Origin of the sequence: Bacillus clarus, assembly GCF_000746925.1 — a bacterium.
GTDB classification, from domain to species: domain Bacteria; phylum Bacillota; class Bacilli; order Bacillales; family Bacillaceae_G; genus Bacillus_A; species Bacillus_A clarus.
In genome coordinates this window covers 2,545,497-2,558,863 of the sequence record NZ_JMQC01000008.1, presented here as the reverse complement: position 1 = coordinate 2,558,863, position 13,367 = coordinate 2,545,497, and the positions used below count along the sequence as shown (strand labels likewise).

General features: G+C 35.7%; 15 protein-coding genes and 1 pseudogene. 2 read left to right on the top strand and 14 right to left on the bottom strand.

The window, feature by feature from the left end:
• Positions 1-173 precede the first annotated feature (173 nt).
• From DJ93_RS14135 to DJ93_RS14105, 7 genes are all read right to left on the bottom strand, one after another.
• Entirely contained in the window at positions 174-1,346 is a 1,173-nt protein-coding gene (locus tag DJ93_RS14135; RefSeq protein ID WP_042981478.1) for a homogentisate 1,2-dioxygenase, read from the bottom strand.
• Positions 1,312-2,268, bottom strand: coding sequence for a fumarylacetoacetate hydrolase family protein (locus DJ93_RS14130; RefSeq protein ID WP_042981476.1), 957 nt, complete (start codon positions 2,266-2,268; stop codon positions 1,312-1,314). The genes DJ93_RS14135 and DJ93_RS14130 overlap by 35 nt, the downstream gene beginning before the upstream one ends.
• Positions 2,269-2,341: 73 nt before the next feature.
• A complete protein-coding gene (gene hppD / locus DJ93_RS14125) occupies positions 2,342-3,460 on the bottom strand; it encodes a 4-hydroxyphenylpyruvate dioxygenase (protein ID WP_042981475.1) in 1,119 nt (372 codons plus the stop codon).
• 337 nt (positions 3,461-3,797) lie between these two features.
• A complete protein-coding gene (locus tag DJ93_RS14120; RefSeq protein WP_042981474.1) occupies positions 3,798-3,908 on the bottom strand; it encodes a DUF3948 family protein in 111 nt (36 codons plus the stop codon).
• A gap of 43 nt (positions 3,909-3,951) precedes the next feature.
• Positions 3,952-4,071 carry a DUF3948 family protein gene (locus DJ93_RS14115; RefSeq protein ID WP_052109562.1) on the bottom strand — a complete coding sequence of 40 codons (120 nt, stop codon included), beginning with the start codon at positions 4,069-4,071 and terminating at the stop codon, positions 3,952-3,954.
• A gap of 34 nt (positions 4,072-4,105) precedes the next feature.
• The gene (locus DJ93_RS14110; RefSeq protein WP_042981473.1) at positions 4,106-4,225 is read right to left on the bottom strand and encodes a DUF3948 family protein; all 120 of its coding nucleotides are present in this window, start codon (positions 4,223-4,225) and stop codon (positions 4,106-4,108) included.
• Positions 4,226-4,259: 34 nt separating this feature from the next.
• Complete coding sequence (locus DJ93_RS14105) at positions 4,260-4,379, bottom strand: DUF3948 family protein (protein ID WP_042981473.1); 120 nt, start codon at positions 4,377-4,379, stop codon at positions 4,260-4,262.
• A gap of 395 nt (positions 4,380-4,774) precedes the next feature.
• On the opposite strand from DJ93_RS14105, the gene DJ93_RS14100 reads away from it, so the two are divergent.
• On the top strand, positions 4,775-5,647 hold the full coding sequence (locus tag DJ93_RS14100) for a Cof-type HAD-IIB family hydrolase (RefSeq protein ID WP_042981470.1): 873 nt from the start codon (positions 4,775-4,777) through the stop codon (positions 5,645-5,647).
• Between the two features lie 39 nt (positions 5,648-5,686).
• Here the strand turns inward: DJ93_RS14100 and DJ93_RS14095 are convergent, their stop codons facing one another.
• From DJ93_RS14095 to DJ93_RS32205, 6 genes and pseudogenes are all read right to left on the bottom strand, one after another.
• Positions 5,687-6,652: an ABC transporter ATP-binding protein gene (locus DJ93_RS14095; protein WP_042981469.1), complete on the bottom strand. Its 966-nt coding sequence runs from the start codon at positions 6,650-6,652 to the stop codon at positions 5,687-5,689.
• The gene (locus tag DJ93_RS14090; protein ID WP_042981468.1) at positions 6,649-7,629 is read right to left on the bottom strand and encodes an ABC transporter ATP-binding protein; all 981 of its coding nucleotides are present in this window, start codon (positions 7,627-7,629) and stop codon (positions 6,649-6,651) included. The genes DJ93_RS14095 and DJ93_RS14090 overlap by 4 nt, the downstream gene beginning before the upstream one ends.
• A 10-nt stretch (positions 7,630-7,639) precedes the next feature.
• Positions 7,640-8,557 carry an oligopeptide ABC transporter permease gene (gene opp4C, locus DJ93_RS14085; protein WP_042981466.1) on the bottom strand — a complete coding sequence of 306 codons (918 nt, stop codon included), beginning with the start codon at positions 8,555-8,557 and terminating at the stop codon, positions 7,640-7,642.
• 12 nt (positions 8,558-8,569) lie between these two features.
• Entirely contained in the window at positions 8,570-9,526 is a 957-nt protein-coding gene (locus tag DJ93_RS14080; RefSeq protein WP_042981465.1) for an ABC transporter permease, read from the bottom strand.
• 107 nt (positions 9,527-9,633) lie between these two features.
• Positions 9,634-11,361 (bottom strand): ABC transporter substrate-binding protein, encoded by a 1,728-nt coding sequence (locus tag DJ93_RS14075; protein ID WP_042981464.1) that lies wholly within the window; start codon positions 11,359-11,361, stop codon positions 9,634-9,636.
• Positions 11,362-11,604: 243 nt separating this feature from the next.
• Positions 11,605-11,904, bottom strand: a pseudogene (locus DJ93_RS32205) (ABC transporter substrate-binding protein); the annotation flags it as partial.
• Positions 11,905-12,004: 100 nt separating this feature from the next.
• On the opposite strand from DJ93_RS32205, the gene DJ93_RS14065 reads away from it, so the two are divergent.
• On the top strand, positions 12,005-12,202 hold the full coding sequence (locus DJ93_RS14065) for a hypothetical protein (protein ID WP_042981462.1): 198 nt from the start codon (positions 12,005-12,007) through the stop codon (positions 12,200-12,202).
• 17 nt (positions 12,203-12,219) lie between these two features.
• On the opposite strand, the gene DJ93_RS14060 is transcribed toward DJ93_RS14065, so the two are convergent.
• On the bottom strand, positions 12,220-13,365 hold the full coding sequence (locus DJ93_RS14060; protein WP_042981461.1) for an ABC transporter permease: 1,146 nt from the start codon (positions 13,363-13,365) through the stop codon (positions 12,220-12,222).
• Between the last annotated feature and the right edge of the window lie 2 nt (positions 13,366-13,367).

The following is a 13,367-nucleotide window of genomic DNA, read 5'->3' as shown; positions in this document are numbered from 1 at the left end:
AGGTTTATTTTCCATACCCTTCATGAGAAACTCTAATATTTATTAACTGAAAACAGCTATATAAACCATACATATAGGTATATCCCTATATCTTTTTATAAATATTTTTGATATTCTATACATGTCGATTCCATAAAAGAGGCATGCTCCTAAAGTGAGCATGCCTCTTTTACTTATTTCACAGTATATGAATCTTTTTCGATCCAACTATACATATATTTTTCATCTTCCGTCTCATGCGCTTGTTTTACAATACGAAGCGGACGGAATGTATCTATCATAACTGCCAATTCAATTGTTTCTTTCTTTCCTAAACTCGCTTCTGTTTTCCCAGGATGAGGTCCATGAGGTATACCGCTTGGGTGAAGTGTAATTGAACCTTCTTCTACACCTTTCCTGCTCATGAAGTTCCCTTCTACATAATAAAGAACTTCATCACTATTTACATTACTATGATAATACGGTGCTGGGATTGCTTCTGGATGGTAGTCATATAAACGCGGTACGAAAGAGCAAATAACAAAGTTATGCCCTTCAAACGTTTGATGAACTGGTGGTGGCTGATGAATACGCCCTGTAATCGGTTCAAAATCCTCTACATTAAAGACCCATGGATATAAATAGCCATCCCACCCAACAACATCTAACGGATGATGCCCTAAAACATGCTTATGCATATATCCTCTCGACTTTGTCATCACAACAAACTCGCCTTTTTCATCGTACGTCTCTAGCTTTTCAGGACCACGAATATCTCTTTCGCAAAACGGACTATGCTCTAACAATTGACCATACTCATTACGATAGCGGCGCGGTGTTGTAATTTGGCTATTTGCCTCTACGACAAGAAATTTAGATTCTCCCTCATCTGGAATAACTCGATAAATTGTTCCAATTGGAATTGTTACATAATCACCTTTTCGATAATGAATCGTTCCGAACATCGTCTCAATTTTCCCAGTTCCATAATGAACAAATAACATTTCATCGCCATCGCCGTTACGATAGAAGTAATCCATTTTTTCTGTTGGATTTACTACACCGATTAAGAGGTCCTCATTTCCTAATATGAAATTCCTACTACTTACTGCATCACCAGTTTTTCGGTTTTCTTTTGTGCGAAAGTGACGATGAGCAAGTGCAGCATCTTCCTCGTACTGTAACTGACAGGAATGAGATAATGCTGCATGTCCTACTTCAGTTGGCATATAATGATGATACAAAATAGACTGCGTACCAGAAAAACCTTTTGTTCCCATTACCTGTTCGCGATAAAGCGATCCATCCTTTTTACGGAATTGTACATGTCGTTTATGTGGTAGTTCCCCCATATGACGATAATACATGCCCATCACCTGCTTTCGTTTCTTTTTTCACCGTATTACGCAATAGCCCTAAACCAGTGATTGCAAGCTCTACAACATCACCATCTTGCAGCCATTCTTCAGTACCAAGCTCTAAAATACAACCCGTTCCTACCGTTCCAGAGCCAATGACATCCCCTGGGTATAACGTAACATCTTGCGAAGCACGTTCAATCATTTCCGCAAACGTATAATAAATATCTTGGAAATTCCCTTTAGATAAAAGTTTGCCATTTACATGCGCAGTCATTTCCAAATTATAACGATCACCATTACGATAAACGTCTAATTCTTCTTTCGTAACGAGATACGCTCCTAATGAAGTTGCGAAGTCTTTCCCTTTCGCTGGACCGAGTCCTACTTTCATCTCTGTAGCCTGCAAATCTCTAGCACTCCAGTCGTTCATAATGCAATAACCAAAAATATATTCTTCTGCTCGTTCACGAGAAATATCTCTTCCTTCTTTCCCAATCACACAAGCGATTTCTAATTCATAATCAACCTTTTGAGAGTGTTTTGGACCAATAATAGAAGCTTCTGGACCAATAACAGCACGATGATTTGTAAAATAAAAAACTGGAATATCATACCATTCGGGTACAACATCTAAACCACGGCGTCCACGAGCTGTTTTGACGTGTTGCTCGAACGCATAAAAGTCCCGAATACTACTCGGATTTGGAATTGCTGCTAAGAGCTCCACACCCTCTAAAGGGTATACACCATTTTCCGGATTTTTAATATTACGTACTATTTCTACATACTCATCCGCTTTCTCTAAAAAGGCAAGCATAGATGAAGGTAAGGTGCCATTACTAGCAAGATTCATATCAATTACTTTGTCACCTTGGAGCCATCCTGCTCGCATTTCTTGTGAAGGAAGACGAAATGTAACAAATTTCATCACGATTCCTCCCTATAAAAAGTGAAATTTCCACCAGCAAAAAAATCTTAATTCTTGCTGGTGGATACAGATTTTATAAATTACCGCGGCGCTCTTGTTCTCTTTCGATGGATTCAAATAACGCTTTAAAGTTTCCTTCTCCAAATCCACGAGAACCTTTACGCTGAATAATTTCAATGAACAATGTCGGACGATCTACAATTGGTTTCGTAAAGATTTGTAATAAGTAGCCTTCATCATCACGGTCTACTAAAATCTTCAATTCTTTTAATTTATCAATTTCCTCATCAATTTCCCCAACGCGCGCTGTTAACTCATCGTAATAAGTATCTGGTGTATCTAAAAACTCAACACCATTTGCACGAAGTGCTTCAATTGTTTTCACAATATCATTTGTCAATAATGCAAGATGCTGCACGCCCGCACCATTATAAAACTCTAGATATTCTTGAATTTGTGATTTTCGTTTTCCGTCTGCTGGCTCATTAATCGGAAACTTAATACGGCTTCCATTTGTCATAACTTTTGACATTAACGCAGAATACTCCGTACTAATATCATCATCATCAAAATGAATCATTTGTTTAAAGCCCATTACATTCTCGTAATAGCTCACCCATTCTTCCATTTTTTCAACATTACCAACTACATGGTCTACAGCAATTAAACCGGATTCTTCAGATGGAATATCAAACTCTGCCTTTTGAAACCCTGGCATAAATGTTCCTTTATAATTTTTACGCTCTACAAGCGTATGAATTGTATCACCATACGTACCAATAACCGCCTTTTTCAATGTACCATGCTCATCTGTTAACTCTTCAGGTGGCGCAATTGCAACAGCACCCCGTTTCACTGCTTCTGAATAAGCTTTATCAACATCATCAACAAGTAATGCAACATCTTTTACTCCGTCGCCATGAGTCTTTACAAACTCCGCAATACGACTCTCACTACTTAAAGTTCCAGACACAACAAAACGCATGTTTTTTTGCACGAGAACATAAGATACCTTTTCACGATTTCCTGTTTCCAATCCAGAATAAGCTACAATTTTGAATCCAAACGCTCGTGCAAGGTAATAACTTGATTGTTTTGCATTTCCTACATAAAACTCTAAATGATCGACATCACGTACTGGAAAGAAATCCTCCATTTGTGCAGCTAACGTATCCATAGATTTTTGTTTCATAAATTGCTCATCCCCCTGTAAATAGATTAAATGTTACATATTCAGACCCATTCGAAAACGCTTCCAGTTATCGACAATAAAATTAGTTAGCAAGCTAACAAATTTCTGACATTTAAAATTTTCTATCTTTTCTGTCAAATTCCTCTTTTTTTCTTACATATAAAATTCGACTTTTTTCTCTTTGAACTAACAAGATGATAACGATACGTGAGGAAATATTATGAGGGACAAATAAAAAAGACCCTAACATATTAACTATTTATAATATGCTAGAGTCTTTATTTTTTTAGAATAATGGTATGTATCTTATATAAGAACTTCTTTTTATCAATATTTATCATACTAATATATTTGTAAGGAATACAATAAACGCTGTTAAGACGGCTGCTCCACTTGCTGATCCTAAAATATCCATTTTTGTTACTTGCAATAATTGTTCATTGTTCATCTTCCTCATTCTCCCTTCTCTTATTTTTATTATAAAACTTCTATTATACTAATACACTTGAAAGAAATACGATTAATGCTGTTAATACTACTGCTCCGCTTGCTGATCCTAAGAAGTCGCCTTTCGTTACTTGTAATACTTGTGCGTTGTTCATATTTTTCATTCTCCCTTCTCTTATTTTTATTACAAAACTTCTATTATACTAATACACTTGAAAGAAATACGATTAATGCTGTTAATACTACTGCTCCGCTTGCTGATCCTAAGAAGTCGCTTTTCGTTACTTGTAATACTTGTTCGTTGTTCATATTTTTCATTCTCCCTTCTCTTATTTTTATTACAAAACTTCTATTATACTAATACGCTTGAAAGAAATACGATTAATGCTGTTAATACTACTGCTCCGCTTGCTGATCCTAAGAAGTCGCTTTTCGTTACTTGTAATACTTGTTCGTTGTTCATATTTTTCATTCTCCTTTTTTGTAAGTTATCTATATGTAATTTCTAAGAAATGATTAGTTCATAGTTTTTATGTTAACGTTACATTAAAATTAATTACGTAACGTTTGTAACATTAATGTAACATAACTTGTCTTACTCTGCAATATAAATACGTAAAATTTATTACATATTTTTACGTTTTTATTCACCTCCTCCAAAAACCCTTATTTATAGCGTTTTTTAACACATATACATTTGTAACATTAATGTAACATTACAGTTACAAACAGAAACAAAGTAATCTCTATTACTATTTTTGTTACAAAATAATAGATAAACTATATATAAATAGTAAAAGTTACCCAGATAAACTTATATGTTTCCTTTACATAACTATGTATAATAAAAACAAAGAGGTGGTCATTTTGAAATTAATCGCACTAGATATGGACGGTACACTACTATCGTCTAATCTTGAGATCTCCAAAGAAAACTTACAAGCAATTCACACTGCACAAGAAGCAGGACATGTTGTAATGATTTGTTCTGGTCGTGCAAAAGAGGATGCTCTAAAGCTATTGGAAGAATATCAATTATCACTTCCAGTTGGAGCAAGCAACGGGGCTATTGTTTATGTTGATGGAAAGGTAATTAACTCGCGTTGTTTACAAAATGATAAAGTGTACAAGCTTGCGAAATTACTAGAATCTGAAGGTTTTCCGTATAAGTTGTACACAAATAAAGGCGTTTATTCTCCTTATACATGGCAAGAACAAGTCATGCATACATTCGAAGAAAACAAGCATGCACTAGATGTTACATTAGAAGAACTTGAACGAATCACAGAAAAACAAAAGAAATCAAACTTAATCACTGATTTCCAAAAGATCGAGGATGTCGTAAATAATCCCGAATTAGAGGTATCTAAATTCTTCATTTTGACATTTAACGCTGGTCATCGTTCTGAACTATTACAAACTTTACAAGAAGATAAAGACATTATGGTTACAGCATCAGCTCCGACCAATTTAGAAATTATGGATAAGCACGGTCATAAAGGGAACGGTCTGCAAGAAATGGCAGCTTATTTCAATATTACAATTGAAGATACAATCGCAATTGGTGACAACTTTAACGATGTGCCAATGTTGGAGGTTGCTGGTTTATCTGTTGCGATGGGGAATGCTGAAGAAGATGTAAAGAAGTTATGTGATGTTGTTACATTAACAAATAATGCACACGGCGTTGCTCATGCAATTGAACAATATGTATTAAAACAAACTTCATCAAGTAAATAAAAACGGACTCTTTCACTATTTGAAAGAGTCCGTTTTTATTTACACATGATGACAAGCAACAAGATGTCCCTCACCAACATCACGAAATTCTGGTACTGTTTTCTTACAAACTTCCGTTGCAAATGGGCAACGTGTATGGAATCTGCAACCGGACGGTGGATTTACTGGGCTTGGAATATCCCCCTCTAGAATAATCCGCTCTAGCTTAACAGTTGGATCTGGTATTGGTACCGCAGATAACAATGCTTTCGTATACGGATGCAGCGGGTTTGCAAATAGTTCATCACGAGAAGCTGTCTCTACAATTGTTCCTAAATACATAATCCCAATTTTCGTACATAAATGTTCTACAACACTTAAATCATGTGAAATGAATAAATACGATAATCCCTTTTTCTCCTGTAATTCACTAAATAAATTAATAATTTGTGCTTGAATAGACACATCTAACGCCGCAACAGGTTCATCAGCCACAATAAATTCTGGGTCTAATACCATTGCTCTTGCAATAACGATACGTTGCCTTTGTCCCCCAGAGAATTCGTGAGGATACCTGTCGATATGATAAGGTGCTAAACCACATAACTCCAATACTTCTAATACTTTTTCACGGACATTTTCTTTCGTTGCTAGTCCGTGAGCCAACATCGGTTCACCAAGTGCTTCTCCAATTCTCATTCGCGGATTTAATGAACTAAATGGATCTTGGAATACAAGCTGCATATTAGGTCGATGCTTTCGTAATTCCTCTTTTGACAAAGAATGAACATCTTGACCTTTAAACTTCACTTCACCTTCTGTTTTTTGAACGAGACGGAGGATTGTTTTCCCTATCGTCGTTTTCCCACTTCCAGATTCCCCTACAAGGCCAAACACTTCTCCTTTATCAATCGTAAAGCTTACTCCATCCACAGCTTTTACATGCCCAATCGTTCTACTAAATACGCCACCCTTAATCGGAAAATATGTCTTTAAATTTTTCACTTCTAATAATGGTTCACTCATTGTCCAGCACGCTCCTCATATAACCAGCAAGCTACTTTATGGTTCTCTTCATGTACATTAAGAGTCGGCGCTTCATTTTTGCATATTTCCATACAATGCTCACAGCGACCACTAAAGTAACAAAACTCATCTAAGCCAACTAAATTCGGAACTTGCCCTGGGATAGAATAAAGTTTATCTGTTCGTTTTCCCATTACCGGTTTCGATTTTAACAAACCTTTCGTATATGGATGTTTAGGATTTTGAAATAGCTCTAACACCGGTGCCTCTTCAATTACCTTACCGCCATACATAACTACAACATAATCTGCCATTTCTGCTACAACACCTAAATCATGTGTAATTAATAAAATAGATGTTTTAAATTCCTCTTTTACTTGTCTTAGTAAGTCTAATATTTGCGCTTGAATAGTAACATCAAGAGCTGTTGTCGGTTCGTCTGCAATCAATAACTTTGGATTACAACTAAGCGCAGCCGCAATCATAATTCGTTGTAACATTCCGCCGCTCAGTTCATGTGGATAAGAATGAACGATTTCATCAGCTCGAGCTATACCTACTTTGCGAATTAATTCAATCGCCTTTTTGTATGCTTCATTTTTACTAAGTAACTCATGCTCCCTTAACGTCTCAACAATTTGCTCCCCAACAGTGAAAACTGGATTAAGAGACGTCATCGGTTCTTGGAAAATCATCGCAATATCATTTCCTCTTAAACTACGAAGCTCTTTCTCTTTCATCCCTAAAAGACTCTTTCCTTCATAAAGAATATCGCCGCCAACGACGCTGCCAGATTCAGCAATAAGTCCCATAATAGATAAAGCCGTTACACTTTTTCCGCAACCCGATTCACCTACTACACAAACTGTTTCACCTTCTCGAACTGAAAAGCTGACGTGGTTGACCGCCTTTACTGTACCTTCTCCTGTCTGAAAGTGTGTTTGTAAATCCTTTAGCTCTACTACTGCTTTACTCATGCTTCTTCACCTACCGCTTCATCTTTGGATCTAATGCATCACGAAGTGCATCACCAAGTAAATTAATTGATACTACTGTTATAAAAATTGCAAAACCAGGTGGTATCCATAACCACGGACGCTTTTGGAAATCGATTAATGAATTTGCCGCGCTAATCATATTTCCCCACGATGGTGTAGGTGGAACGACACCAAGGCCTAGATAACTTAATGCAGACTCACTTAAAATAGATCCCGCTACCCCTAACGTTGCTACAACAATTAATAATGGAAAAACGTTAGGAATTAAATGATGGAGAATTTTACGAGAATCCTTTAACCCTAATACATCTGCTGCCTGCATAAATGCTTGCTCACGAAGTGTTAAGATTTGTCCACGAACGAGACGAGCAAGTCCTGGCCATCCTACTAAACTCAAAATAACCATCACGACATATAAACGATACTCAGATGGCAATTTCCATTCAGATAAAATTGCACCCATTATAATAAGTAATGGTAACCCTGGAATTGACATTAATACATCTGCAATACGCATAATGAGATGATCTACGATTCCGCGATAAAAACCAGCAATGGCCCCTAATAAAGCCCCAAGTATAACGGATAGCAACATCGATGCTAAACCGATCGTTAATGAAATCCGCCCCGCTTGCATAAGCCTAGTTAAAATATCCCGTCCTAATTGATCTGTTCCGAGCCAATGCGAAAAGTTAGGTGGTTTATTGATTTGCGTTACTTGCACTGTCCCCGAAGCATACGGTGAAAAGAATGGACCAATGAAACTAAATAAAAACATAAATATTAAAACGTATAATCCAAACAGTGCCATCTTATTTTTCTTTATTTTTTTATAGGCTTGACGCCATGGCGATGATTCATTTCTTTTTTTCTGCTTTTTCTTTATTGTTGTTGTAATAGTCTGCATACCTTTCCCCCCTTACTTCAATCGAATTCGTGGATCAACAAACGCATACACAATATCCGCCAAAAAGTTTGCCATGATTGTTAAACAAGAAAGAAACATCGTAAATGCCATTAATACTGTATAATCACGAAAATTCAATGCTTCTAATTGAATACTTCCAATCCCCGGCCAGTTAAAGATTTGTTCAATAATAATTGCGCCAGAAAATAAGCCTGGTAATTCAAACGCAAGTAAAGTAATTGCTGGTAAAATCGCATTTTTCAATGCATGCTTATAAATAACCGTTCTTTCTTTTAACCCTTTTGCACGTGCAGTACGAATATAGTCTTGTCTTATAACATCCAACATACCCGTTCTAAAATATCGTGTTAATGATCCTACACCGAGAAGCGTTAAAATAAATACAGGTAGGATCATATGGCGTAATACTTCCAATATGTATGTGATACCTTTCGAATTACTTCCAATATCAATCATGCCACCAATTGGTAATACATTTAAATCCACTGCTAATAATTTAATTAAGAATAATCCTATAAAGAATGACGGAAATGACATTGCAGCAAAAACACCAATTGTTACAAGTCTATCAAACCATGAATGTTGTTTTGTTGCTGAAGCAACACCAATAATAAGAGCAATAATCCAAGTGAAAAATAAGGCTGCAACAGCAACAATAAATGTATTCCAAATGAACTTATTGAGTAATGATGTTACTGGTTCCTGATATTGTAACGAGAAGCCAAAATCACCGTGCAATGCGTTAACTAACCAATGAAAATATCTTTCAATAATTGGTTTATTTAAACCGTACAGTTCTCTTAATTCTTGAGCCCTCTCTGGTGTTAACTTTGGATTCGAATCAATATAATCACCCGGCAAGAGTGCAAATAAGAAAAAGATAATAATGGACGTACCAAACAATGTAGGAATCATTTGTAGAAACCTACGAATGACATATGTTTTCACCTTTTGTCTCCCCAATCCTATTTACTTAAAAATAGAAGAACATTTTTTCAAAGCAGCGTTTATTTCTTGCTGTATGAAAAAATGCCTTCTATTTTTTCGGTTAATCTTTATTTTTCAATTGATAGCACTGGCAAATTAGAACTAATACCATCATATTTTTCTGGATTGATTCCTTGTATACGTGCATTATAAGCGTAAAGTAGTTTACGATAGTTTAATAAAATAACTGGTGGATCATCACTTAACTCTTTATACAGTTCTTTATAAACTGCTTTACGTTTTTCAATATCTGTCGTCTCTATACCTTTTACAATTAACTCATCCACTTTTGGATTATTATAGCCAGTATCGCTTTTTGGATTGGTTGATAAATACTCGCTTACAACTTCACTCGGGTCACTAATTCCTGGCGTTGAAACTGCTGCAAGATCATAGTCACCTTTTCCTACTTTCGATAGCATAGTATTAAAGTCCATTAATTCTGGATTAAATTCAACACCTATTGCTTTGTAGCTTTCTTTTGCAATCGGGATAAAGATATCGTTTGTTTTCCCCGTATTCGATGCATAATATGTTAATTTTAATTTTTGACCATCTTTTTCACGAACTCCATCGGAACCCACTTTCCAACCAGCTTCATCTAGTAATTTCTTAGCTTTTTCCACATCATATGGATATTTATTAATTCCTTCTTCTGTATATGCCCAAGAAACTGGAGCAATCGGTACATTGGCAACAAAACCATAGCCTTGTAAGGCTGTATCGACATATTTCTTACGATCTAATCCATAGATAAGTGCTTGACGAATTTTTTTATCTTTTAAATATGGTTTCTTATTATTCACATAGATATAAGCAATATCACTTGAAGATTCCAGGTTAATATTTGCAAATCCTAATCCTTTTAATTGTTCAATATTTTCAGGGTTTGCTCTAAATCCACTATAATCAAGTTCACCTGTTTGGAATAATTGGAATCCAGTATCACCTGACGTAATTTTGTAAATAAAGTTTTTAATTTTCGGTTTTCCTGCGTAGTAATGTTCATTCGCAACAAAGCGAACTTCTTGACCTGGAACATACTTCTCGAATTTATATGGACCTGCTGCGATTGGTTGGCCATATAATGCTTTTAAATAGTCTAAACTTGTATTTTGTTTATAATCTTTTCCATAATATGCTTTCGATAATACAGGTCCCCCTAAAGCAACTAATGCTTGTGAGTTTACCTTCCCAGTCGTAATTTTAATTGTTTGTGGATCAATGACTTGAATTCCCTCAATAGAAGTTGCTTTTCCTTCTTTATACTCTCTCCCACCTTTGATAGCATACTGAGCTATATCTTGCCCACCTTCGTATGCCTTATCATGTAGAAGTGTTAATGTAAATGCCACATCGTCCGCTGTTAACGGTGAACCATCACTAAACTTTAAACCTTTACGTAAGTGAAATGTATATGTTAACTGGTCAGCAGAAATATCCCATTTTTCAGCAAGATCTGGAGCCGGTTTACCTTGCTTATCTGTTGTCACTAATGATGCAAAAATAACAGAAGTTACGTTTCCATCCCAACCATTCTCTTGGAAATACGGTAGGAACACGCCACCTGGTTTAGAAATAGCAGTGATAAAAGTATCCTTCCGCTGATTTGCTTTTTCTGGACTTTTCTTCTTATCTGTAGCTGCAATCGTTTCTATTTTTAAATCCTTTAAATCTTGTTTTTTTACTGGTTCTGTAGAAGCCGCATCCTCCTGTCCCCCACAAGCGGATAACACAAGCAAACTACTCAGTAATACTGAAAATACACCAGCCCATTTTTTTGTTTTTTTCTTCATTGTCCCCCACCCTAACTTTTTTTAATAATTACACCATATGAATTGCTTGCCTTATGTATGCCTCCCACAGCAATATTCTATAGCCAATCGGAAAAGTCGGTTTTGAACGTAAAAAAATAGATGTTTTTGAGGGGTAACAATCTTATTCCGACCTTTCCGCTAGACTTTATGGTTATTAGCTTATATTGTTCAATATATTTTGTCAATTCTTTCTATATAAATATTTTGAGAATTTTTTCAAAATTATTGACCAATCTTTAATTTAGGTAAACTTAGCAAAATACCATTGTGGTTATCTTCTTGTAATCCTTGAATTCGTGCATTATGAACAAACACAACTTTACTATTATTTAAGAAGATAACTGATGGATCTTCACTTAATTCTTGATACAGCTTTCTATAAATCTCTTTTCGTTTTTCAATGTCCAATGTTTGTACTACCTCTATTGCTAGTTCATTCACTTTCGAATTATGATATCTGTCATAGTTTCGCTTACTTGTTAATACGAATTCCTCAATTGTCCCACTTGGATTGTCAATCATTCAAATTATTTTCACTCAAAAAATGAATGAAAGTTTATTCTATTCTTTAATAACCGAGCATAGAATAATAACAACAAACTACCAAAAAGGGGGCGGAAATATGGACAACCTATTCCAATATGTCCTGCACTATGTGCTATTAACAATTATGATAGTGGGGGCATTATTACTATTCCCGTTCTTCCCAAAGTTCGTCCTCTTTTTAGCTTTTTTCGTTATGCTTGGAATTGCAATTACAATCTCAATGAGGGAAGACGATACACAAAAAGAAAGCAGAGTTCAGCGCTTAAAGCTGTAAACTCTGCTTTCTTTTTTTCAGTCGTAACGTATTCTTGTTAAACCAATCAAGAAAAATACTCCCGCAAATAAAATGAGTATACCGATATATCCTCCTATATCTGCTAATGTGCCTCCTCTTACAATTAACTCATTAAATCCGCGCATTGCCCAAGTTTGCGGAACAAAATTTGCCGCTGTTTGCATCCACGCTGGTTCAATTTCAATCGGCCAATAAAGACCACTAATCATGCATGTTGAAATGACAACGATGTTGCCTAATGCAGACTGCTGTTCCGTTGTTTTTACGATACTAGCCAATAATAAAGCTAAACCAATTACAGCTAACAATAATACAGAAACAAGTATTATGATCCCAAGCACATTTCCCCAATGTACATCAAATAGCACATTCGTTAATATCATTAAAACCCCAAATTGAATCCATCCAATTAAAAAGAATGAAAGAATATAACCTCCAAGTATTTGAGCTTTTGAAACAGGAGTTCCTAATAAACGCGCCCAAACACCCAGTTGCCTTGCTTTTAAAATGGTTCCTGTTGCACTTAACATAACAATCATAACGAATAAAATAGAAAAACCTGCTGCTCGCCCTGTAACGTTATTTACCTTTTGATCATCATGTGAAATCGATTCTTTTTGAATCGAAACAGGATCTACTTTTGTATAAATTGTTTCATACATCGTTTCCCACGAAGCGTTACCTTTCTTCTCAAAATCTCTTGCTGCACTAACTTCTATCTCCATCTTTTTTAATGCACTTGCTAATACTTGCTCTACAGAAGTTCCACTAGTAAAATCCGCACTCGCTTGAAATTGAACTTTTTCTGCTTTTCCATCCAACATACTCTTTTGAAAGCCTTTTGGAATGATTACTATACCAGATGATTTCTTATTTTCGACTTTCTGCTTCCCTGTTCCATACGTTACCTTTTCTACAGAAATCAAATCACTTTTCTTTATTTCCGCATAATACTTACTAGATAATATAGAACCATCTTTGTCTACTAAACTAATGTTTACTTTCTCATTCCCACTTCCACCTAAAAGCCCACCAAAAACGAGTGTAAAGATAATTGGCAGTCCGAACATGAGTATATAACTTTGCGGCTTAATTAAAATTTGTTTTAATTCTAGCCAACAAAGTGCCCAAATTTTCTTCATCA